At 70.8% G+C, this 20,467-nt stretch carries 20 protein-coding genes and 1 tRNA gene; 10 read left to right on the plus strand and 11 right to left on the minus strand.

Translation table 11 applies throughout. The annotated features are described in order from the left end of the window. Window positions 1-27: 27 nt before the first annotated feature. Entirely contained in the window at window positions 28-1,218 is a 1,191-nt protein-coding gene (locus tag BLQ63_RS05890) for an MFS transporter (protein WP_218125082.1), read from the minus strand. A gap of 186 nt (window positions 1,219-1,404) precedes the next feature. Beyond that, window positions 1,405-2,253: a helix-turn-helix transcriptional regulator gene (locus tag BLQ63_RS05895; protein WP_091030004.1), complete on the minus strand. Its 849-nt coding sequence runs from the start codon at window positions 2,251-2,253 to the stop codon at window positions 1,405-1,407. 101 nt (window positions 2,254-2,354) lie between these two features. On the opposite strand from BLQ63_RS05895, the gene BLQ63_RS05900 reads away from it, so the two are divergent. Together BLQ63_RS05900 and BLQ63_RS05905 are read left to right on the plus strand one after the other, a co-directional pair. Next, window positions 2,355-3,089: an SDR family NAD(P)-dependent oxidoreductase gene (locus BLQ63_RS05900; RefSeq protein WP_091030007.1), complete on the plus strand. Its 735-nt coding sequence runs from the start codon at window positions 2,355-2,357 to the stop codon at window positions 3,087-3,089. Between the two features lie 77 nt (window positions 3,090-3,166). Further along, window positions 3,167-3,631, plus strand: coding sequence for a GNAT family N-acetyltransferase (locus BLQ63_RS05905; protein ID WP_091030010.1), 465 nt, complete (start codon window positions 3,167-3,169; stop codon window positions 3,629-3,631). A 13-nt stretch (window positions 3,632-3,644) separates the two neighbouring features. Here the strand turns inward: BLQ63_RS05905 and BLQ63_RS05910 are convergent, their stop codons facing one another. Continuing rightward, a complete protein-coding gene (locus BLQ63_RS05910) occupies window positions 3,645-4,253 on the minus strand; it encodes a TetR/AcrR family transcriptional regulator (protein ID WP_177154802.1) in 609 nt (202 codons plus the stop codon). Window positions 4,254-4,382: 129 nt separating this feature from the next. Here BLQ63_RS05910 and BLQ63_RS05915 point away from each other — a divergent pair, with 129 nt between their 5' ends. Further along, on the plus strand, window positions 4,383-5,582 hold the full coding sequence (locus tag BLQ63_RS05915) for an MFS transporter (RefSeq protein ID WP_091030017.1): 1,200 nt from the start codon (window positions 4,383-4,385) through the stop codon (window positions 5,580-5,582). 64 nt (window positions 5,583-5,646) lie between these two features. Here BLQ63_RS05915 and BLQ63_RS05920 read toward each other — a convergent pair. Further along, window positions 5,647-5,720, minus strand: a tRNA-Ile gene (locus BLQ63_RS05920). A gap of 382 nt (window positions 5,721-6,102) precedes the next feature. Between BLQ63_RS05920 and BLQ63_RS05925 the strand changes: the two genes are divergently transcribed. Genes BLQ63_RS05925 through BLQ63_RS05940 form a run of 4 tightly spaced genes read left to right on the plus strand, consistent with a single transcriptional unit; the run spans window position 6,103 to window position 10,233 of the window. Next, a complete protein-coding gene (locus BLQ63_RS05925; protein WP_218125083.1) occupies window positions 6,103-7,431 on the plus strand; it encodes a branched-chain amino acid ABC transporter permease in 1,329 nt (442 codons plus the stop codon). A gap of 11 nt (window positions 7,432-7,442) precedes the next feature. Further along, window positions 7,443-8,486, plus strand: a complete 1,044-nt coding sequence (locus BLQ63_RS05930) for a branched-chain amino acid ABC transporter permease (protein ID WP_091030026.1) — start codon at window positions 7,443-7,445, stop codon at window positions 8,484-8,486. Then, window positions 8,476-9,333: an ABC transporter ATP-binding protein gene (locus BLQ63_RS05935; protein WP_091030031.1), complete on the plus strand. Its 858-nt coding sequence runs from the start codon at window positions 8,476-8,478 to the stop codon at window positions 9,331-9,333. The genes BLQ63_RS05930 and BLQ63_RS05935 overlap by 11 nt, the downstream gene beginning before the upstream one ends. A 9-nt stretch (window positions 9,334-9,342) precedes the next feature. Continuing rightward, the gene (locus BLQ63_RS05940; RefSeq protein ID WP_091030035.1) at window positions 9,343-10,233 is read left to right on the plus strand and encodes an ABC transporter ATP-binding protein; all 891 of its coding nucleotides are present in this window, start codon (window positions 9,343-9,345) and stop codon (window positions 10,231-10,233) included. A 114-nt stretch (window positions 10,234-10,347) separates the two neighbouring features. On the opposite strand, the gene BLQ63_RS05945 is transcribed toward BLQ63_RS05940, so the two are convergent. Next, window positions 10,348-11,604, minus strand: coding sequence for an ABC transporter substrate-binding protein (locus BLQ63_RS05945; RefSeq protein ID WP_091030039.1), 1,257 nt, complete (start codon window positions 11,602-11,604; stop codon window positions 10,348-10,350). A 392-nt stretch (window positions 11,605-11,996) separates the two neighbouring features. On the opposite strand from BLQ63_RS05945, the gene BLQ63_RS05950 reads away from it, so the two are divergent. Next, window positions 11,997-13,103, plus strand: coding sequence for a hypothetical protein (locus BLQ63_RS05950; protein WP_091030042.1), 1,107 nt, complete (start codon window positions 11,997-11,999; stop codon window positions 13,101-13,103). Here the strand turns inward: BLQ63_RS05950 and BLQ63_RS05955 are convergent. Continuing rightward, window positions 13,090-13,725 (minus strand): TetR/AcrR family transcriptional regulator, encoded by a 636-nt coding sequence (locus tag BLQ63_RS05955; protein WP_091030045.1) that lies wholly within the window; start codon window positions 13,723-13,725, stop codon window positions 13,090-13,092. The two genes, BLQ63_RS05950 and BLQ63_RS05955, sit on opposite strands and share 14 nt — an antisense overlap. A 126-nt stretch (window positions 13,726-13,851) precedes the next feature. Between BLQ63_RS05955 and BLQ63_RS05960 the strand changes: the two genes are divergently transcribed. Then, window positions 13,852-14,895, plus strand: coding sequence for an aldo/keto reductase (locus tag BLQ63_RS05960; protein ID WP_091030267.1), 1,044 nt, complete (start codon window positions 13,852-13,854; stop codon window positions 14,893-14,895). A gap of 45 nt (window positions 14,896-14,940) precedes the next feature. On the opposite strand, the gene wrbA is transcribed toward BLQ63_RS05960, so the two are convergent. After that, window positions 14,941-15,540, minus strand: a complete 600-nt coding sequence (wrbA, locus tag BLQ63_RS05965) for an NAD(P)H:quinone oxidoreductase (protein ID WP_091030049.1) — start codon at window positions 15,538-15,540, stop codon at window positions 14,941-14,943. A 113-nt stretch (window positions 15,541-15,653) separates the two neighbouring features. On the opposite strand from wrbA, the gene BLQ63_RS05970 reads away from it, so the two are divergent. Next, entirely contained in the window at window positions 15,654-16,586 is a 933-nt protein-coding gene (locus BLQ63_RS05970; protein ID WP_091030052.1) for a carbohydrate kinase family protein, read from the plus strand. Between the two features lie 37 nt (window positions 16,587-16,623). On the opposite strand, the gene BLQ63_RS05975 is transcribed toward BLQ63_RS05970, so the two are convergent. The 4 genes from BLQ63_RS05975 to BLQ63_RS05990 all read right to left on the minus strand — a co-directional run bounded on the left by BLQ63_RS05975 (window position 16,624) and on the right by BLQ63_RS05990 (window position 20,428). Further along, on the minus strand, window positions 16,624-17,793 hold the full coding sequence (locus tag BLQ63_RS05975; RefSeq protein WP_143014780.1) for a hypothetical protein: 1,170 nt from the start codon (window positions 17,791-17,793) through the stop codon (window positions 16,624-16,626). A gap of 127 nt (window positions 17,794-17,920) precedes the next feature. After that, window positions 17,921-18,760 (minus strand): glutaminyl-peptide cyclotransferase, encoded by an 840-nt coding sequence (locus BLQ63_RS05980; protein ID WP_091030064.1) that lies wholly within the window; start codon window positions 18,758-18,760, stop codon window positions 17,921-17,923. 193 nt (window positions 18,761-18,953) lie between these two features. After that, the gene (locus BLQ63_RS05985; RefSeq protein ID WP_091030068.1) at window positions 18,954-19,847 is read right to left on the minus strand and encodes a putative RNA methyltransferase; all 894 of its coding nucleotides are present in this window, start codon (window positions 19,845-19,847) and stop codon (window positions 18,954-18,956) included. After that, window positions 19,844-20,428 carry a TetR/AcrR family transcriptional regulator gene (locus tag BLQ63_RS05990; protein ID WP_091030070.1) on the minus strand — a complete coding sequence of 195 codons (585 nt, stop codon included), beginning with the start codon at window positions 20,426-20,428 and terminating at the stop codon, window positions 19,844-19,846. The genes BLQ63_RS05985 and BLQ63_RS05990 overlap by 4 nt, the downstream gene beginning before the upstream one ends. Between the last annotated feature and the right edge of the window lie 39 nt (window positions 20,429-20,467).

Consider the following 20,467-nt stretch of genomic DNA (forward strand, 5'->3'; position numbering starts at 1 on the left):
GTGCCGCCGCCAGGGGAGACGCCTTCCTTAGGAGGCGGTGACCAGTTCGGCGGGCGCGATGTCCGGCACGGCGGCCTCGGCGTGGGCCCGCGCCAGCGGGACCGACAGCGCGAGCCCGGCCAGCGCCAGGCCGACGCCGACCAGGAGCGGCGCGGTCAGGCTCAGTCCGGCCGACAGCGCGAGGCCGCCGAGCCAGGCGCCGTTGGCGTTGGCCAGGTTGAACGCCGCGTGGTGCATGGAGGAGGCCAGCGACGGGGCCGCGTGGGCGCCGTCGAGCAGCAGCCGCTGCATGATCGGGCCGACCAGCGAGGACGAGGTCGCCATGAGGAAGACCCCGCCGATCGCCAGGACCGGGTTGCCCATGGAGAAGAACATCATGAGCAGCACGAGCGCGATCGTGGTGAACGCGGCGAACAGGCCCTGGATCGGGGCGCGGTCGGCGACCTGGCCGCCGACCACGTTCCCGAGGGTCAGGCCGACGCCGAACACCGCGAGGGTGATGGCGATGGCGACCGCGTTGAGGCCGGTGACCTCCTCGAGGATCGGCGTGAGGTAGGTGTAGGCGGCGAACATGCCGCCGAAGCCGACCGCGCCGGTGACCAGCGGCAGGAGGACCTTCTTGGAGCGGATCGCGCGGATCTCGTCGGCGGCCCTGGTCTGGACGATGACGCCGCGCGTGTCGGGCACGGTGATCCAGATGGCGGCGGCGGCGACGATGCCGAGCGCGGCGACGGCCGCGAAGATCCAGCGCCAGGAGAACTGGCCGACGAGCAGGGCGCTGACCGGGACGCCGACGATCGTGGCGACGGTGAGGCCGGACATGATCCCCGAGATCGCGCGGGCGCGGCGGTCAAAGGAGACCAGGCTCGCGCCGACGACCGCGGCGGCGCCGAAGAAGGCGCCGTGCGGGAGGCCGGCGACGAACCGGGTGGCGAGCAGGAAGCCGAAGTCGGGGGCCAGTGCGGTGGCGAGGTTCGCGACGGCGAAGGCGCCCATGAGGCCGATCATCAGCGGCTTGCGGGGGATGCGGGTGGTGGCGACGGTCAGCAGCGGGGCGCCGAGGACGACCCCGATGGCGTAGGCGGACACGGCCAGGCCGGCTTCGGCGAGCGAGACGCCCGAGGAGGCGGCCATCTGGGGCAGGATGCCCATGATGACGAACTCGGCGGTGCCGATGCCGAACGCGCCGATGGACATGGCGAACAGAGGCATGCGCATGGAAAGCAGCTCCGGGAAGGTTGTGTGGTGAGAACGCTGAGGCTGTCACCGGCTGCTTCCTTGCCGTACCGGTCGCTGATCAAGAACGGGAGACGCTGGCGTCTCCAGGGTCCATCATAAGAACACTCGCCGCACGAGTAAAAGTCCCCGAGGTGAAATCTCGGCGTGATGTCCGTCGCCGGCGGGTTACGCGGGTCGCGAGGGGGTTTCGAGAATGACCGGGGCCGATGCCGACATGTGGGCGAACGCCGCGGCCGTCGGCGAATCCGGTTGCGGCACATACACGACCAAACGCACGGCGGTCCCGGGCACGTCGAGGACCTGGCAGTCGAACTCCAGGGGCCCGAATTGGCCGTGCACGACGCTCTTGGTCTGCACCCGCCGGACCGCCACCCGGTGGTCGGCCCACATCTCCCCGAACTCGGGGCTGGTGCGCAGCAGCTCGTCCACCAGGGCCCGCAGCCGCGTGTCGCCCGGGCTGCGGGCGAGCGAGGCCCGCAGGTCCGAGACGCAGTCCTGCAGGAACGCCTGCGCGCGCGGGTCGGCGAGCTGCGCCGGGGCGTGCGGCCCGGTGAAACTGGTACGCAGGATGTTGCGCTCCTGGGGCGACAGCCGGTCCAGGTAGCCCATGAGGAGGTTGGCCTTGGCGTTCCAGGCGAGCATCTCGTAGCCCGCGTCGACCGCGTACGCGGGGAAGTCCTGGAGTCCGGCCAGGAGGTTGCGGATCGTCGGCGGGACCTCGCGGCTCGAATCGGACTCGGGCAGCTCGTCGACGAGGTGGAACAGGTGGAATCGCTGGTCGCGGTCGAGCATGAGCGCGCGGGCGAGCGCCCCGAGGACCTGCCGGGAGGGCTTGGGGCCGCGGGCCTGTTCGAGCCGGATGTAGTACTCGACGGAGATGCCCGCGAGCTGCGCGACCTCCTGGCGGCGCAGGCCCGGCGTACGGCGGCGCGGCCCTTCGGGGAGCCCGGCGTCGCCGGGTCGGATGGCGGCGCGGCGGACCTTGAGGAAGTCGGCGAGCTGGATGCGGTCCATGCGTCCATCCTGCCTCGGATGCCGGGGCCGGGCCAGGTACCGGATGTACCACCATAAACAGGTCTCTGTCCGCCGGGCCGAAACGGGCGCAGGCTCAAGGCATGACCAAGAAGATCGCACTCGTGACCGGCGCCAACAAGGGCATCGGCTTTGAAATCGCCAAGCGCCTCGGCAAGGAGGGCCTCAGGGTCCTGGTCGGGGCCCGCTCCATCGAACGCGGCGAGGAGGCCGCCGCGAAGCTCAGAGGGGAGGGCTTCGATGTCGGATTCGTCCGGCTGGACGTGACCGACCCGGATTCGATCAGTGCCGCCGTCGCGACCGTCGGGGACCTCGACATCCTGGTGAACAACGCGGGGGTCGCCCTGGCGGACGGCGACTGGAACACCAGCGAGCTCACCGCGGCCACCGCCAGGACCGTGTTCGAGACCAACGTGATCGGCGTGATCGCCGTGACCAACGCGTTCCTGCCGGCCCTGCGGCGGGCCCCGGCGGGGCGGATCGTGAACGTCTCCAGCGAGGTCGGCTCGTTCGGGTTCATCACCGACCCGAAGCAGCCGTTCGCGGGGATGCAGGTGGGCGCCTACGGGGCCTCGAAGTCGGCGCTGAACATGCTGACGGTCTCCTACGCGACCGAGCTGAAGGACTCCACCGTGAAGATCAACGCGATGACCCCGGGCTACACGAAGACCGACCTCAACAAGAACGAGGGCTGGCGCGACCCGGCCCTGTCCGCGAAGGTGGCCGCGGACCTCGCCCTGCTGGACGACGACGGCCCCCACGGCGGCTTCTTCCAGGAAGGCCTGGAGTACCACGCGGAGACCACCGTGCCCTGGTAGGCGGTACCGTTCGGCAGTGGTCCGGCCTGGTGGGATATCACTTGTCCCCCAGGCCGGGCCGCGTTTACGCTCCCGATATGGAGCCCCCCTTCATCCCCGCAGAGGCCGCCGACGCCGGCGAGATCCTGACCCTCTCCCGGGGCGCCTTCGTCGCCGAGGCGCAGATCTACGGCGACCCGCTCCTGCCGCCGCTGACCGAGACGCTCGCGGAGGTCGCGGGGGCGATCGAGGAGATCCACGTGCTGAAGGCCGTGGTCGGCCACCGCATCATCGCCACCGGCCGCGCCCGCCAAGAGGGCACGGCGCTCCATCTCGGCCGCTTCGCAGTCGCCCCCGACTTCCAGGGCCGGGGCCTGGGCACGCGCCTCATCGCGGCCCTCGAAGCACTGGCGGCGCCGGGCACGGAGCACTTCGAGCTCTTCACCGGAATGAGGAGCGAACTGAACCTGAAGCTGTACGACCGCCTGGGCTACAAGGAGACCCGCCGCAGCCCGGGACGCCCGGGCATCGAACTCGTCCACCTGCGCAAGCCCGCGGCGTAGCGGCCGGGCCGCATCACGTCGCGGTGCGCAGGCCCTGGACGAGGGCCGTCGATGATCGCCTGGCCGCTTCCAGGCGCGACTCGCGTTCGTCCTCGGGTGCGGCGGCGACCCAGCGGGAGGCGTCGGCGAGGGCGCCGTTGAGCATGGTCGCGAGCACGACCGGCGTCACGTCCGCGGCCACGATGCCCCGCGCCCTGCCCTCCTGCACGACCTCGGCGAGCGTGGCGATGCAGGCGGCGGCGGTCTCCTCGATGGCGTCCGGGAGCACCGCGGGGGCGTCGGTGAACATGATCCGCTGGAACTCCGGCGTCTGGGTCTTCTCGATGTAGGCGCGCCCGCGCTCGGCCAGCGCGTCGAGCGGGTCGTCGTTCCCCCGCAGGATCGCCTTCAGCTGCACGCACAGCTCGTCGTCGAGCCTGCGCACGACCGCTTCGAGCAGCCCGCTCTTGCCCCCGAAGTGGTGGTAGAGCGCGCCGCGCGTCAGCCCGACCGAGCCGGTGAGGTCGTCCATCGAGGTCGCGGCGTAGCCGTGCGACCCGAAGTGCTCGCGCCCGGCCGCGATGAGCTGCTCGCGGGTCCGGTCGAGCATCTCCGCCCGGGTGCGCCGCGCCGTCTTGACCATGGGTCCTCCCTGCCTCCGGTTCCATCGTAGGCCGCATACGCGACGCGGGCGAGTTTGCATACGCCGCGTATGCGAGTTACCGTCATCGGCATACGCCATGTATGTCAATTTCGATGATCGGACGGTTCGATGTCCTCCGCAACAGCACTCCGCGCGGGCGAGGCGCCCGCGACTCCGGCGCCCTTCCGATGGGCGCCGGTCCTCGCGGTCGCGCTGAGCACCTTCAGCGTCGTCACCGCCGAGATGATGCCCGTCGGCCTGCTCACCCCGATCGCCGGCGCCCTCGGCGTCGCGCCGGGCACGGCCGGGACCTCGCTGACCATCACCGGCGTCATCGCCGCCGTGGTCGCGATGTTCACCCCGCCCCTCATCGGCCGCGCCGACCGGCGCACGGTCCTGGTCGCGTTCCTGGCCCTGCTCGCCCTCGGCAACGCCCTCAGCGCCGTCGCGACGTCCTTCGCCGTGTTCGCCGCGGGCCGCGTGCTCATCGGCGTCGCGATGGGCGTCGTCTGGTCGCTCGCCGGGGGCACCGGCCCGCGGCTCGCCGACGAGCGCCACGTCGGGCGCGCGATGACCGTCATCTTCTCCGGGGTCTCGATCGCCATGGTCGCGGGCGTCCCGCTCGGCACGTTCGCCGCCGATCTGTGGGGCTGGCGCGCCGCCTTCCACGGCCTCGCCGGACTGAGCCTGGTCGCGGCCGGCGCGGTGCTCATCACGCTGCCGCGCTTGAAGGTCGCGCACCGCAGCGAGCTGCGGGGGATGCTCACCCCGCTGCGCCACCCCGGCGTCGCCACCGGCCTGGTCATCACCGCCCTGGTCGTGATCGGCCACTTCGCGGCCTACACGTACGTGCGGCCCGTGCTGGAGACCGGCCCCGGCATGACCGCGATGCTCATCGTCGCGGCGCTCGCGGTGTTCGGCGCGGCCGGCGTCCTCGGCAACTTCGCGATCGGCGCCCTCGCCGCGCGCGACCCGCGCGCCGCCCTGCTCATCGCGCTCGGCGGCATCGCGATCGCCGCGGCGCTCCTGCCGGTGGCCGTCGCCGGTGCCGCGGCCGCGCTCGTGGTGCTCGCCCTGTGGGGCTTCACCTACGGCTCGGTCACCGTCTCGACGCAGTCGTGGATCCGCGTCGCCGACCCCGCGCAGCTCGAGCGCAGCTCCGGACTGTGGTCGGGGGTCTTCAACGGCGGCATCGCCGTCGGCGCGCTGCTGGGCGGGGCGGTGTTCGACCGGACGGACGGTGCGACGGTCCTGTGGATCGCCGCGGGCATCGTGCTCGCCGGCCTGGCCGTCACGCTGGCGAGGCGGCCGCGGACCGACCGCGACTGACGCCGGCGGGCCGCCTTCGGTGCCCGTGCATCAGAAAGGCCCTGCATTGCAGGGCCTTTTTCTGTAGGGCAGGCAGGACTTGAACCCGCGACCCAGGGATTATGAGTCCCCTGCTCTAACCAGCTGAGCTACTGCCCCGAGCGGGCAATATCCTCTCACACCGCGTGGCCGCGCGGTGGCCCAAGGGGGTTCGACGGCCGAGGCGGGTCGCCACCGCCGCGGCGAAGTGTTGCAAGATATTCACGGGAGTCGAATCAGCCGGCAACGGCCGCGTGAAAGACCGAGGTCGGCCACGGTCCGGCGCCGGTAACATCTGAGCCACATTTGCAACGGTTCTATAACGAGGACTGCTCTAGTCAGCAAGGTCTCCTTAAGATGCGACTCACTCCCGCCGTTTCGTGTTTCTCGAACATTGCACACGAGGCGGGTTCCGATGCCCGAAACCTCCCGAGGGGGCCCATTGAGACGTGCAGTGCTGTTGTTGTCGGCTGCGTTCGCCGGCCTGTTGCTGGTATTGGGGGTGAACAGCAGCGCGGGTGCGCAAGAGACGCTCGGCGTCCGCGGCACCCTGGAGAATCAGCAGGACGAACCCGTGGCAGGGGTCTCGATCACCGTCGCCGACGAATCCGGGACCGAAATCGCCACGGTCCAGAGCGCCGAAGACGGCACCTGGGCCGTCCCGCTCGAAGCCGAGGGGACCTATGTGGTCACCCTCGACGAATCGACCCTGCCCGACGGGCTGCTCGTTCGCAACGGCCGGCCGCAGCTCGAAGTCGAGGTCAACGCCGATCGGACCGTCCTGTTCCCGCTCGACACCCAACTCGCCGAGGGCGTCACGCCCGAAGACCCCGGCGAGTCCTCCTCCGACGAAGGCGGTGAAAGCACCGAACCCGGCGACGACGCCTCCAGCGAAGAAGCCGAAGAGGCCGCCGACGGCGAAGCCCTCGGCGAGATCGAGGACGAGGGCGGCGCCACCCGCGCCGTCAGCCTCCTGGTCTCCGGCCTGCACTTCGGCCTCATGATCGCCCTCGCGGCGGTCGGACTCTCCATGGTCTTCGGCACCACCGGACTCACCAACTTCGCCCACGGCGACCTGGTGACCTTCGGCGGCGTCATCGCCCTGCTGTTCAACATCACCTTCGGCCTGCCCGTGTGGCTCGCGGCCATCGCCGCGGTCGTACTCGGGGCCGCCTTCGGCTGGGCGCAGGACTGGGGCCTGTGGAAACCGCTGCGCGACCGCGGGACCGGCCTGGTCTCGATGATGATCATCTCGATCGGCGTGGCCATGCTCATCCGCTACGCCACCCTGTTCTTCGTCGGCGGCGAACGCCAGCGCTACGACGAGTACGTCGGCCAGAAGCCCTGGGACTTCGGCTGGCTCGTGATCACGCCCAAGGAGGTCGCCACCGGCTCCATCGCCCTCGTCGTCTGCGTCCTGGTCGGGCTCGCGCTCATGTTCACCAGGCTCGGCAAGGCGACGCGGGCGGTGTCGGACAACCCGTCCCTGGCCGCGTCCACGGGCATCGACGTCAACCGGGTCATCCGCCTGGTGTGGACGATCGGCGGCGCGCTCGCGGCCATGTCCGGCGTGTTCCTGTCCATCAGCGACGGCGTCAAGTTCGACATGGGCCAGCACCTGCTGCTCCTGGTCTTCGCCGCGGTGGTCCTCGGCGGGCTGGGGACCGCGTTCGGCGCGTTCCTCGGCGCCATGATCATCGGCGTGTTCGTGCAGATGTCGACCCTCGTGGTCGCGCCCGAGCTGAAATACGTCGGCGCGCTGGCCGTCCTCATCATCATCATGCTCACCCGTCCCCAGGGCATCCTGGGCCGCCGCGAGCGAATCGGTTAGGAGGCCACGCGATGGATTGGCAATTCGTATTCAGCCAGGCGCTGACGCAGGCCATCGGGCCGACCATGCTCGTGTACGCCCTCGGCGCGATCGGCCTGAACCTCCAGTTCGGGTACACGGGTCTGCTCAACTTCGGTCAGGCCGCGTTCGCCGCCATGGGCGCGTACGGTCTGGCGCTCGCGGTGGTGTCCTTCGGGCTGCCGTTCTGGTGGGGCATCGCGATCGGGCTCGTCGCCGCGGTCGTGATGGCGCTGCTGCTGGGCATACCGACACTGCGGCTGCGGGCCGACTACCTGGCGATCGTGACGATCGCCGCGGCGGAGATCGTGCGGCGGCTCGCCCGCGCCACGGTCTGGTCGGACACCACCGGCGGTTCGGACGGGATGCGCGGCTTCTCGGAGCCGTTCTTCGCGATGAACCCGTGGCCCGAGGAGGGGAACTGGTCGTTCCTGTTCATCTCCATGGAGCACGGCCGGCTCACCGTCGACCTCGGCATCGTCGACTTCCAGTACTCCAACCGCGACCTGTGGATCATGACCGTGGGCTGGGGCCTGATCGCGGTCATCCTCGTCGTCATGGGCCTGCTGGTGCACAGCCCGTGGGGCCGGGTGCTCAAGGGCATCAGGGAGGACGAGGAGGCCGTCAGGAGCCTGGGCAAGAACGTCTTCGCGTACAAGATGCAGGCGCTGGTCTTCGGCGGCATCATCGGCGCGATCGCGGGCTTCGTGTTCGCGCTCAGCCGCGCGAACGTCCAGCCCGACACGTTCACGACGGACTTCACGTTCTACTTCTACGTGGTCCTCATCCTGGGCGGTGCCGCGAGGCTCTTCGGGCCGGTGCTCGGCGCGGCCCTGTTCTGGTTCCTGTACAACCTGATCGCCCAGGGCCTCAACCAGGCCATCAGGTCCGACGTGATCCCGCCGAGCGTGCTCGACGCGACGCAGGTCGGTCCGCTGGTGTTCTTCCTGCTGGGCCTGGGAATGGTCCTGCTGCTGATCTTCCGGCCGCAGGGTCTCATCGGCAACCGGAAGGAGCTGATGCTCGATGTCCGCTGACCAGCAGACGGGGATCTCCGCCGCGCGAGCGGCGCTGGCGGGGATGGCGGCCGAACCGGGCGTCGCCAAACCGGATCCGATCCTCACCGCCACCGGGGTGCGGCGGGCGTTCGGCGGCCTCGTGGCCGTCGACGTCGAGCACCTCGAAGTGCAGCGGGGCTCGATCACCGCGCTCATCGGCCCGAACGGGGCCGGGAAGACCACGTACTTCAACCTGCTCACCGGTTTCGACCGGCCGAGCAGCGGGGAGTGGAACTTCAACGGGCGCAAGGCGAACCGGATGCGGTCCTATCAGGTGGCGCAGGCGGGCATGGTCCGCACGTTCCAGCTGACGAAGGCGCTCACCCGCATGAGCGTCATGGACAACATGCTCATCGGGGCGTCCTCCCAGCTCGGCGAGCGCATGTGGGCGGGGCTCTTCCCGCCGCTGTGGAAGCGCCAGGAGGCGGCCAACCGCGAGAAGGCCCTGGTGCTCCTGGAGCGCTTCAAGCTCATCGACAAGCGCGAGCACTACGCCGGCGAGCTCTCGGGCGGCCAGCGCAAGCTCCTGGAGATGGCGCGGGCGCTCATGCTCGACCCGAAGATGGTCATGCTCGACGAGCCGATGGCCGGGGTGAACCCGGCGCTGAAGCAGTCGCTGCTGGAGCACATCAAGGGCCTGCGCGAGGAGGGCATGACCGTCCTGTTCGTGGAGCACGACATGGACATGGTCCACGAGATCGCCGACTGGGTCGCGGTGATGGCCGCCGGCCAGCTCATCACGGAGGGCACGCCGGACCAGATCTCGGCGGACCCGCGCGTCATCGACGCCTATCTGGGCGCGCACCACGACGCGGCCCAGCGTTAGGAGGACGACATGAGCGACAACGAGAACCGTCCGCCGCAGCCGCTCGAGGAGCGCGAGGAGGCGGACACGGACGCGGGCGCCGCCGAGGGCATCGCTCCGACGGGCGTCCCGATCGACGAGTCCGTCGAGTCGGACACGGAGGTGTGCAGCCGCGAGGGCCACCTGGAGGCCTCGGGTGACGCGCTGCTGCGCGCCGACGAGGTCACGGCCGGGTACATCCCGGGCGTGTCGATCCTCAACGGCACGGACCTGTACGCGAACGAGGGCGAGCTGGTCGGCATCATCGGCCCGAACGGGGCCGGGAAGTCGACGCTGCTGAAGGCCATGTTCGGCCTGGTGGGGGTCACCTCCGGGACCGTGGTGCTGCGCGGTGAGGAGATCACGAACCGCAAGGCGCACCAGCTGGTGCAGATGGGCGTGGGCTTCGTCCCGCAGACGAACAACGTGTTCGCGACGCTGACGGTCGAGGAGAACCTCGAGATGGGGGTCTTCCTGCGTCCCAAGGCGTTCAAGGAGCGGTTCGACTTCGTGACCGACCTGTTCCCGGTGCTCGGGGACCGGCGCGGCCAGCGTGCCGGGTCGCTCTCGGGCGGCGAGCGGCAGATGGTGGCGATGGGCCGGGCGCTCATGATGGAGCCGTCGGTGCTGCTGCTGGACGAGCCGTCGGCGGGGCTGTCCCCGGCGATGCAGGACGAGGTCTTCTTCAACACGAAGAAGATCAACCAGACCGGGGTGACGGTGGTGATGGTGGAGCAGAACGCCCGCCGCTGCCTCCAGATCTGCGACCGGGGCTACGTGCTGGACCAGGGCCGCAGCGCCTACACCGGTCCGGGCGCGGGCTTGATCGACGACCCGAAGGTCGTCGAGCTGTACCTGGGCACGCTCGGGAAGGCGCGCTAGGAGCACGCGGCGACGCCCCCGGGTCCGTTCGGACCCGGGGGCGTCGTCTCGCGTTCGGCGGCAAGCGAGAGCCCCCCGGGTCCTGTGGTCCCGGGGGGCTTCGCCTCGCTGGTGCTACTCGTTCAGGTCGCCGAACGTGTAGGTGAGGTTCTCGTAGGTGTTGTCGGGCAGGTACTGGTAGACGCCGATGGTGGCGGCGGTGACGTCACCCTCCGGGGAGAACTCGATCGGCCCGGAGTAGCCGTCGTAGTCGATGTCGGCGGTGTTGTCCTCGGCCAGCAGTTCGGCGCATTCGGTGAAGCCGGTGCACTTGGTGCCGCCGGTGCTCACGTCGACCAGGTTGTCCTTGATGGTCTCGGAGTCGTAGCTGTCGCCGGCGATCGCCGCGAGCGCGGCGAGGGCCGTGGCGTCATAGGACTCGGGGCCGTACGTGAAGTCGGTCAGGTCCGGGTCGATCTCCAGGAGGCGGTCCCGGATCGGCTCGGGGTCGGCGCCCGGGAAGGTGCCCTTGGCGCCCTCCATGAAGCCCGCGGGGAAGTCGGCGCTGTAGTCGGCGAGGTTGCCGTCCACGAGGTACCAGCCGAGGTCCTGCGCGCTGAGTCCGCCTTCGGCCAGGGCCGGGCCCAGGTTGACGATCTCGTTGAAGGTGACGAGCACGACCGCGTCGACGTTGGCGTCGGCGACCTGGCCGACCTCGGCGCTGAACTCGGTGGCGGCCGGGTCGTAGATCGTCTTCAGGGCCACTTCGCCGCCGAAGTCGGTGAAGTTCTGCTCGATCGAGTCGGCCAGACCGGTGCCGTAGGCGTCCTGGAGGGCCAGGATGGCGATGGACTGGTGCCCGTCGGCGATGAGCGTGTCGGCGAGGACGCGGCCCTGGAGGATGTCCGAGGGCGCGGTGCGGAAGTAGTAGTCGCCGCGCTCGTACGTGGTGAAGTCCGGCGAGGTGTTCGCCGGGGAGATCTGGACGATCCCCTCTTCGTAGAGCTTGTCGATGAACTGGAAGGAGACGCCCGAGGAGGCGGCGCCGATCACGACGTTGACGTCCTGCGCGATGAGGGCGTCCGCGGCCTGGCTGGCGATGTCGGTGGTGGTGTCGCCGGAGTCCTCGTGGAGGACCTCGACGCAGGTGTCGAGGACGCCGCCGAACTCGTTGATCTCCTCGACGGCGAGGTCGACGCCGGCGAACTCGGGCGGGCCCAGGAAGGCGAGCGAACCGGTCTGCGGCAGGATCGTGCCGACGGTCAGGCCGTCGCCTTCAGTGCAGTCACCGCCGGATGAACTGTCATCGTCCCCGCCGCCGCACGCGACGAGGGCGAACGCCGTGAGACTCGCTGTGGTGACAGCGAGCAGCGCTCTGGGAAAGCGAGCCATGGGTTCTCCTAGATTGTTCGAGATGGATCCGCAGGTAGATGTGGAGGTTGACGTGATCCGAGTTACAGCATATGGCCGCAGTGGTACCGATGCCATACGCCGTGACCACACCCGGTCCTGTTTGTGATGGCACTGTGACCTTTTCGAACACGTATTGCAATTGCCTTTCGGCCGTGGGTACCACGTGTTCGCGAACGGTTTCGGGGAGGATTCGCGCCGGACGCTCCCGAGCGGCCTACGCGACGGCCGGTGCTGGAGAGGCATGAGTGAACATCGATGCGCCCCGGGCGTGTCGCGGGCGGCGGCCTCCCCCGGGCCGCTCCCCCGCCCGGGGGAGGCGGTTCGCCCGCTCGCGGGAGGGTCCGGAGCCCGGCGGCCGCGAATCTGAAGGCATGACACCGCACACCACCGCCCAAGCGGCGCCGGCCCGCACCGGACGCGCCGCCGTCCTCGCCGCGTTCCTCTGGTCGCTCACGGCCGTTCCCATCGGACTCTGGCAGCTCCTCGACCCCGAGGGCGGCCCCTTCGGCCACGAGCTCTACGAGCCCACGTTCACCCTCCCCGACGGCGTGCCCGGCTGGGCCGCGCCGGCCGGGCTCATCGCCGCGGGCGCCGTCGGCGTCCTCGCCGCCCGGGCCAGGCCGCGGCTGTGGCCGCTCACGGCCGTGTACGCCGTGGTCTTCGGGATGCTCGTGAGCACCATGTCGCCCATCGCGTTCGCCGGGTACGTCTGCGCATTCCTCATGCCCGCGGTGATCGTCGCCGCGCCGGTCCTGCTGGTACGCAGCAAGGTCGGCCGGATCATCACCGGCGCCGCGATCGCGGGCCTCTTCCTCGGGCTCGGCGCGGTCGGCGTCGTCGACTACCCCGCGGTGGGCGACTTCCTCACCATGCTGGGCGGCCGGCTCGCCGAGATCGGGACGTTCATGGCCGTCCAGGTCTGGGTCGTGGCCGGCGGCGGCATCTGGGCCGCGCTGACGCTGCACCTGCTCCTCCAGGGCCGCGAGGGCCGCCCGACCCCGCGGTGGCTCACCCCGCCGAGCGCCGCCCGCTGGGGCAGGGCCGCGAGCTGGATCGCCTTCGCCTGCGCACTCCCCTACGGGCTCACCCGCATGACGTGGCTGACCCCGTGGGCGTGGATGGGCGGCCCGCTCGGCGAGGAGATCGACACGGCGACCCGCGTCTGGGGCCTGCTGCTCGGCTTCGCGGCCCTCGGCGGCGGCGTCCTGTGCCTGGGCATGACCCGGAAATGGGGCGAGCGCTGGCCGTTCTGGGTGCCGGTGCTCAAGGGTCGGCCCGTGGCGCCGATGGTCGCGATCATTCCGGCCACGGTCATGGCGGCCCTGTTCACCTTCGTCGCGGTCCCGTTCGTGGTCATGGCGATCCGCCAGGACGGCCAGGACCTGATCTGGGCGTTCCCGTTCTACGTGTGGGGACCCGCGCTCGGCGCGGCCACGCTCGCCTACGCGGTCCGGCGCGGCGTCGTCACGCCGCGCTGACGAAGACGCCCGCTCGGGCGGCGACCGCGGTGGCGGCCGCCGCCCGCTTCGCCGCAGCCGCGTCGAGCGGGTCGCCGCTGGCGAGCAGCCGGTAGTACAAGGGCGCGGAGAGGGACCGGATCACCTCGGCGGGGTCGGTCCCGGCGGGGATCTCGCCGCGCTCGACCGCCAGGTCCACGCACGGGGCCCACTCGGTGATCCGGACGCGGTAGAAGCGGTGCAGGGCCTCGGCGGTCGGGCCGTCGCCGGTGGCGGTCGCGATGACCGCCTTGAACAGCGGGCCCTGGCGCTCGTCGGTGAGCGTGCCGAGGATGAGCCCGGCCAGCGCGGCGAGGTCGCCGTCGAGCGAGCCGGTGTCGGCCCGCGGCTGCGAGGACTCGGCCATCTCGGCGAGCATGTCGGCCACGAGCACCGGCACGGTGCCCCAGCGGCGGTAGACGGTGGTCTTGCCGACCCCGGCCCGGCGGGCGACCTCGGCCAGGTCGACGCCGCCGAAGCCCCGCTCGACCAAGGCGTCCCCGGCGGCGCGGAGCACGGCCTCGCGGACGCGGGCGGTGCGGCCGCCGGGGCGGACCGTGCCGGGCCCGGCGCCGCCTCCCGCTCCGGGTGTGTCCTCATTCATAACGGGACTCCAGTTGCATTAGCGATCGGTTCTGCGCTAGCTTAGACCCAACGCAAACGGAACTCAAGTTCCCTTAACTCGGCCACGCCTCCGATGGCGGCGCGGTCCCCGCAGAAAGGCCCCGTCATGGAGTTCAACCGCCTCGGCCGCTCCGGCCTCCACGTCCCCGCCCTCTCCTTCGGCGCCGGGACCTTCGGCGGCTCCGGCCCGCTCTTCGGCGCCTGGGGCGACACCGGGGTCGATCAGGCCCGGCGGATGGTCGACATCGCGCTCGACGCGGGGATGTCGATGTTCGACACCGCCGACGCCTACTCCGACGGCGCCTCAGAGGAGGTCCTCGGCGCGGCCCTGAAGGGCCGCAGGGACCGCGTCCTCATCTCGACCAAGGCCGGACTACCCCTGGGCGACAACGCGAACGAGGCGGGCTCCTCGCGCTTCCATCTCGTGCGCGCCGTCGAGGCCGCGCTCGGCCGGCTCGGCACCGACCACATCGACCTGTTCCAGCTCCACGCCTTCGACGCCCGGACCCCGGTCGAGGAGACCCTGTCCGCGCTGGACGATCTGGTCCGATCCGGCAAGATCCGGTACGCGGGCGCCTCGAACTACGCGGGGTGGCAGCTGATGAAGACCCTCGACGCCGCCGAGCGGCACGGGTGGCCGCGCTTCGCCGCGCACCAGGTCTACTACTCGCTCGTCGGCCGCGACTACGAGTGGGACCTCATGCCGCTGGGCCTGGACCAGGGCGTCGGGGCCCTGGTGTGGAGCCCGCTCGGGTGGGGGCGCCTCACCGGGGGGATCCGGCGCGGGCTGCCGGTCCCCGACGGCAGCCGCCTGCACCGGACCGCGCAGTTCGGGCCGCCCGTGGAGGACGAGGTGCTGTACGACGTGGTCGACGTCCTGGACCAGATCAGCGCCGAGACCGGCCGGACCGTCCCGCAGATCGCGATCAACTGGCTGCTGCGCCGGCCCACCGTGGCGTCGGTGATCGTCGGCGCCCGCGACGAGCGCCAGTTGGAGCAGAACCTCGGCGCGATCGGCTGGGAGCTGGACGCCGAGCAGGTCGCGCGCCTGGACCGGGCCGGCGCGCAGACCCCGCCGTACCCGCACTACCCGTACGTCCGCCAGGAGGGCTTCGCGCGGCTGAACCCGCCGGCGGTCCCGATCGCGTGAGGGCGAACGGGGCCGGGGCCCGATGCCCCGCCCCGTTCGCGCCGTTCAGTTCCCGCTGACGCGCCCGGCGATGTCCACGACCCGCTTGGTCTGGATCGCGATCGCCACCCGGTTCTTCTCCCCCACCGGGCCCTTGCCGCCGATGTGGCTGGCGCCGTAGGGGTTCCCGATCTCCAGGTCGAACTGGAGCGGGTCGGTGTAGCCGGGGCTGACGATGATCGCGCCCCAGTGGTAGAAGGTGTTGTTGAGCGCGAGGATGGTCGACTCCTGGCCGCCGTGGCTGGTCTGGGTCGAGGTGAACGAGGACATCACCTTGTCTGCGAGCCTGCCCTGCTGCCACAGCGGGCCGGTGGTGTCGATGAACTGCTTGAGCTGCGAGGTCGGCAGGCCGTAGCGGGTCGGCGTCCCCCACATGACGGCGTCGGCCCAGTCGAGGTCGTCGAGCGTCGCCTCCTCGACGTCGCCGCTCGCCTCGAAGTGGTCGGCCCAGGCCTCGTTGGAGGCGATCGCCTCGGGCGGCGCGAGTTCGGCGACCCTTCGGAGGCGGACCTCGGCGCCCGCGTCCCCGCCCTCCCGGGCGGCGGTCTTCGCCATCTCGTACACGTTCCCGGTCTGCGAGTAGTAAATGACGGCCAGCTTGACCATGGCACCTCCGCTTGCGTGAGAATCGGTCTTGACCCTTGCACAGACACGGGCTTAGGGTTGCTCCCGCAACGCATTCCAAACCTCGGCAAAATTTTTTCAGGAGATGCAAAATCATGCTCGACATCCTGGTCGTCGGCGGCGTCGGCGTCGACACGATCGTGCGCGTCCCCGAGATCGCGATCGGCGACGGCGACTCGCTCGGCGTGGAGCCGATCTACGACTACGTGGCGCACACCGGCAACGGCGTCGCGCTCGGGTGCCTGCACCTGGGCCTGGCCACCCGCTTCATCGACTACATCGGCGAGGACGAGCAGGGCGCGCTCGTGCGGCGCCACTACGAGCGGCACGGGCTCGACTTCCGGTACCTGATCTCCCCGAACGGGACCTCGCGCTCGGTGAACCTGGTCGACGCCGAGGGCCGGCGGTTCTCCTTCTACGACTACCGCCACGACGGCGACCTGCGGATGCCGGCCGAGTTCTTCGGACCCCATGTGGCCGAGGCGAAGCACGTCCACGTGTCGATCCCCAACCACACCCGCGACGTCCTGGCCGCGATCCCCGAGGGCGTGACGGTCTCGACCGACCTGCACGGCTGGGACGGCGAGGCCGAGCACCAGAAGGCGTTCGCGCGGCGGGCGGACATGGTCACGCTGTCGGCCGCGCGGCTCGGCTCGGACCCCGAGAAGGCGATGCGCTGGATCATCGACAACGGGCGGGCCGCGGTGGTCGTCGCGACCGACGGCGAGCACGGCGGCTACGTGCTCGAGCGCGGCGGCTCGCTGGAGCGCTACGGCGCGGTCGACCCGGTCGCCGAGCTCGGCGACGTGTCGCCGGAGTGGGCCTCGTGGGCGCCGGTGGACTCCAACGGCGCGGGCGACGCGTTCACCTCCGGGCTGCTGTGGGCGCGCAGCCGCGGCGGGGACCTCGCGGCGGCGCTCGACGCGGGCCGCGTCGCGGGCGCGTACGCGTGCGGCACCCGGGGCACGAGCACGGCCCTGATCTCCGCGGAGCTGCTGACCGAGAGCCTCGCGGCCCTGAAGCGATAAGGGAAACGGCCCCCGCCTTCGGACGGGGGCCGCCGCGCTACTGCGGGTCGGGGTTCTTGTTGGCGGTCATGGCCTTCGCGCGGGCGATCACGTCGTCGAAGGGCGAGGGCTCCTCGGGGACGGTGCGGACCTCCTTGCGCTGCTCGGGCTGGATCACGAGCATGAACAGGGCGCCGACCGCGGCGGCGACGACGGGCGCGCCGAGGCCGACCTCGGTCTTGGGCCAGTGGCCGGTCGCCGAGCCGGTGGCGATGAGGAACGCCGCCCACACCGGGATCGCCCAGGCCGCGGCGAGCACGATCAGGTCGCGGCGGCGGCGCAGTTCGGGGCGGATGAGCCAGACCAGGAAGTCGAGCCAGGCGCCCGAGAGCAGGAACACCCACACGTACCCGCCGTAGTCGAAGCCCGCGTAGGCGCCGGCCATGATCGACGGATAGGCGAACGCGACGGTGAAGAAGCCCAGCGGGAGCCGGAACCGGCCGGTCGCCAGGATCGCGAGCGCGAGCACGAGGACCGTGGTGAACACGATGCCCGCCACCGCGAAGCCGTCGAACACGTGCGGCCCTTCGAGCGCCGCGGCGACCGCGCCCGGCGGGTTCGTGTACGGCACGAGGTAGGCGAGGAACAGCACCAGGGACGTGAGCACGTAGCCGATCGACAGGGCCGGCGCGGCCATGCGGGCCTCGACCGGGATCGTCTCGGGTTCGGCCTTGAGGGCCTCGCGCCGCCAGGCCGACAGCCACGGGGCGGCGGCGATGAGGATGCCGCCCGCGGCCAGGCCCAGGTGCGAGGGGCTGAAGAGGATCGCCAGGTGGGCCTCGACGCCGAACACCTGGTGCCAGATGAGGTCGGCCACGCCGGAGGCGAGGAACAGCGGGATGCCGACGATCGCGGGGCCGTAGCCGTGGGGGACGGCGGACATGCCGGTGCGCCCGTCGGCGCGGTGGGCGCGCACGAACATCCAGACGATCCAGGCGGCGGTGGCGGCGAAGCCGCTGTAGAACACCAGGTGCCACCAGGTGAAGAACCCTTCGACCCAGTCGCGGGCGTGGGCGTTGACGTCGAGGATGAGGCCGCCGAAGAACCAGGCGGCGAGGGCGGCCGTGGTCAGGTCCTGCCACCAGGCGGCGAAGACGCGGGGCTGCCGGGAGTCGTTCAAGAGGTGCATCTTGTACTCCAGCAATCGGTCCAGGGGGGTAATGGCCATGACCTCATCATGGCCTACGTGAACCCCCCGCGCAATTCCCGCAGCGTCACGGGGCGTGCACTGTGGTTTCGGCGCCGCGGAATGCGCACCCGAATGGGCGCGCATTCCGAAAGGCCGAATGGACCACTCAGACGAATCGCACGAGGAAGAGCTTGGGCCAGTGCTTGCCGGTGATGTAGAAGGTGCCCTCCTCCTCGGCGGCGGCGATGCCGTTGAGGACGTCGGCGCCCGCGGCCTCCTCGTCGGTGAGCAGCCCGGAGGCGTCGACCACGGCGCCGACCTCGCCGGTCGCGGGGTCGATGCGCACGATCTGGTCGGTCTGCCACAGGTTGGCCCAGACCTCCCCGCCGACGCATTCGAGCTCGTTGATCTGGAAGACCGGCTCGCCGTCGAGGGTGACCTCCACGGTTCCGGTCTCGGCGAAGGTGACCGGGTCGCGGAAGGTCAATGTGGAGGATCCGTCGCTCATCGCCAATTGCTCGCCGTCATAGCAGACGCCCCAGCCCTCGCCCTCGTACTCGACGGTCTCGAGGACGTCGAGCGAGACGGGGTCGCGCCGGTGCGCGACGCCTTCCTGCCAGGTGATCTGCCAGACCGCGTCGTCGGTGAGGGTCAGGCCCTCGGCGAACTGCTCGGCCGGGAGGTCCTGGGAGGCGAGCACCTCGCCGGTGGCGGGGTCGGTGATGCGCGCGTCCGACTCGCCGTAGAGGCCGGCGCTCTCGTAGAGGACCGTGCCGAACTCGGGGTGCTCGGCCAGTTCGAGCCCCTGGGTGAAGGAGTCGGGGTCGTGCTCGAAGGCGGCGAGGACTTCGACGGTGAGCTCCTCGACCGCGGCGTCGTCGGGGACGCTCACCGACTCCTCCGCGGCGGCGTCGCCCGCCCCGCACCCGGTCAACGCGAGCAGACCCGCCCCCGCAAGGGCGAGGCCGTGCCGGGCCGCGCGTTTCTCATCGAACACTGATCTCATCTCCAGCCGGTTCAGGGGCGACCCCTCGTACCGTGCTGGTCATGACAGCGCTTCAGCCGGTCGAAGGGTGATCCTTCGTACCGTACTGGTCATGGCAATTCAGGACAAGTGCTCGAACCAGAGCATTTGCCGCGCATCGTAGGGGACGGCCGGAGTTCCGGCGGTGCGGCGGGGAACGGCTCGCAGGCCGCTCTCAATCCCTGCCGCGCCACCGGGTCACGGTCGCCGAGACCGTCACGCCGATGGTCTCGGGCAGGGCGGCCACGGTCTCGGCCAGCGCTCCGGGGTCGAGGTGGCGGGCGCTCGGGCCCATACCCACGAGGCGCATGACCTCGGGATGGCCGAGGTCGATCGAATAACGAAGCTCGTCGGTCCGCTCGGCCTCGAACACCGAGCCGAGTTGATCGGCGGTCCGCTGCGGTTTGGCGGGGTCGACGCTCAGCAAGTCCAAGGCGTCGACGAGTTCGCGCAAGTGGTCCTCCCGGGGGGTGAGGACCACGAGAACGCCTCGTGGGTGGAGGATTCGCGAAATCTCGTCGGCGTTGCGGGGGGCGAAGACGTTCAAGACCGCAGCGGCGGCGTCGTCGCGGATCGGCAGTCGATTCCACGCGTCGGCGAGCACCGCGGCAAGCCCGCCCCGAGTTCCGGCGGCTTGCCGCGGTCCGTCGTCTCCGGACCGGATCTCCCGCTTGGCGCAGCGGCGCAGCGCGTACTTCGAGGTGTCGAGGCCGATGCCCTCCCTCGAGGGGTCGGCCGCGACCGCGGCGGCCAGGTAGTGGCCGGTGCCGCAGCCGGGCTCGACGACCGCGCCGGGAGCGTCGGTGAGCGAGGCCTTCGCGACCGCGTCCATGAGCGGGTCGTAGACGCCCGATCCCAGGAACTCCTCGCGTGCGGCCACCTGGTCGGCGGTGTCGCCGGTCGTCGCGTTCGAACCGGGCGCCAGCAAGGGCGCGTAGCCCTGCTTGGCCAGGTCGAAGGAGTGCCCGTCGGGGCACGAGAGGCGGCGGCCGGTCTGGTCGAGGGCCTGGCCGCAGTTGGGGCAGGCGAGCGCGTCGAGCGCGGGCAGATTCGCTGGACCGTTGTTCAAGAAGCTGCTTTCGGGTCGAGGAGGCGCAGGAACGAGCGGAAGGCCGCGGGCATATCGAACGTCTCGGGCTCGTGGAGCCACTGGTACTGGAGGCCGTCCATGATCGCGATGACGAGCGGCGCGGCCTCCTCCGGGGTGAGTCCGGAAGGAAGCCGGTCACCCCATTCCAGGCGCAGCGTGGCGGCCAGCCGCTCGCGCACCAGGCGGTAGCGGTCGCGGAAGTACTCGGCGGCGGGGTGGTCCTCGGTGACGGACTCGCCGAGCAGGGCCGAGAACGTGCGCACGATCGCGATCCGGTTCGCGTTCGCCTCCACGACGGCCTCGGTGTCGGCCATGGTCATCGGTTCGGCGACCGTGTCGCGGCCCCCGGAGTCGGTCTGCTCGCGGAACCGGAGCACCCCGATGAGCAGGTCCTCTTTGCTCGGGAAGTAGTGCAGGAGCCCCTGCTGGGTGAGGCCGACCTTCTCGGCGACGGCGGCGAGGCTCGCCCCGCGGTAGCCGCGTTCGGCGATGACCTCGATCGCGGCCCGGACGATCTCCTCGCGCCGGGCCCGGCCGCGCGCGCCGTGCTGCGTGGGCATGGGTGCCTCTCGTGAGCAGGACTTCGGTGCCTCAGCATA

Origin of the sequence: Glycomyces harbinensis, assembly GCF_900101745.1 — a bacterium.
Lineage (GTDB): Bacteria > Actinomycetota > Actinomycetes > Mycobacteriales > Micromonosporaceae > Glycomyces > Glycomyces harbinensis.

Coding starts and splice junctions, on each gene's coding strand:
- BLQ63_RS05890 (WP_218125082.1), bottom strand. CDS start 1,218: ATGCGCATGCCTCTGTTCGCCATGTCCATCGGCGCGTTCGGCATCGGC.
- BLQ63_RS05895 (WP_091030004.1), bottom strand. CDS start 2,253: ATGGACCGCATCCAGCTCGCCGACTTCCTCAAGGTCCGCCGCGCCGCC.
- BLQ63_RS05900 (WP_091030007.1), top strand. CDS start 2,355: ATGACCAAGAAGATCGCACTCGTGACCGGCGCCAACAAGGGCATCGGC.
- BLQ63_RS05905 (WP_091030010.1), top strand. CDS start 3,167: ATGGAGCCCCCCTTCATCCCCGCAGAGGCCGCCGACGCCGGCGAGATC.
- BLQ63_RS05910 (WP_177154802.1), bottom strand. CDS start 4,253: ATGGTCAAGACGGCGCGGCGCACCCGGGCGGAGATGCTCGACCGGACC.
- BLQ63_RS05915 (WP_091030017.1), top strand. CDS start 4,383: ATGTCCTCCGCAACAGCACTCCGCGCGGGCGAGGCGCCCGCGACTCCG.
- BLQ63_RS05930 (WP_091030026.1), top strand. CDS start 7,443: ATGGATTGGCAATTCGTATTCAGCCAGGCGCTGACGCAGGCCATCGGG.
- BLQ63_RS05935 (WP_091030031.1), top strand. CDS start 8,476: ATGTCCGCTGACCAGCAGACGGGGATCTCCGCCGCGCGAGCGGCGCTG.
- BLQ63_RS05940 (WP_091030035.1), top strand. CDS start 9,343: ATGAGCGACAACGAGAACCGTCCGCCGCAGCCGCTCGAGGAGCGCGAG.
- BLQ63_RS05945 (WP_091030039.1), bottom strand. CDS start 11,604: ATGGCTCGCTTTCCCAGAGCGCTGCTCGCTGTCACCACAGCGAGTCTC.
- BLQ63_RS05950 (WP_091030042.1), top strand. CDS start 11,997: ATGACACCGCACACCACCGCCCAAGCGGCGCCGGCCCGCACCGGACGC.
- BLQ63_RS05955 (WP_091030045.1), bottom strand. CDS start 13,725: ATGAATGAGGACACACCCGGAGCGGGAGGCGGCGCCGGGCCCGGCACG.
- BLQ63_RS05960 (WP_091030267.1), top strand. CDS start 13,852: ATGGAGTTCAACCGCCTCGGCCGCTCCGGCCTCCACGTCCCCGCCCTC.
- wrbA (WP_091030049.1), bottom strand. CDS start 15,540: ATGGTCAAGCTGGCCGTCATTTACTACTCGCAGACCGGGAACGTGTAC.
- BLQ63_RS05970 (WP_091030052.1), top strand. CDS start 15,654: ATGCTCGACATCCTGGTCGTCGGCGGCGTCGGCGTCGACACGATCGTG.
- BLQ63_RS05975 (WP_143014780.1), bottom strand. CDS start 17,793: ATGGCCATTACCCCCCTGGACCGATTGCTGGAGTACAAGATGCACCTC.
- BLQ63_RS05980 (WP_091030064.1), bottom strand. CDS start 18,760: ATGAGATCAGTGTTCGATGAGAAACGCGCGGCCCGGCACGGCCTCGCC.
- BLQ63_RS05990 (WP_091030070.1), bottom strand. CDS start 20,428: ATGCCCACGCAGCACGGCGCGCGCGGCCGGGCCCGGCGCGAGGAGATC.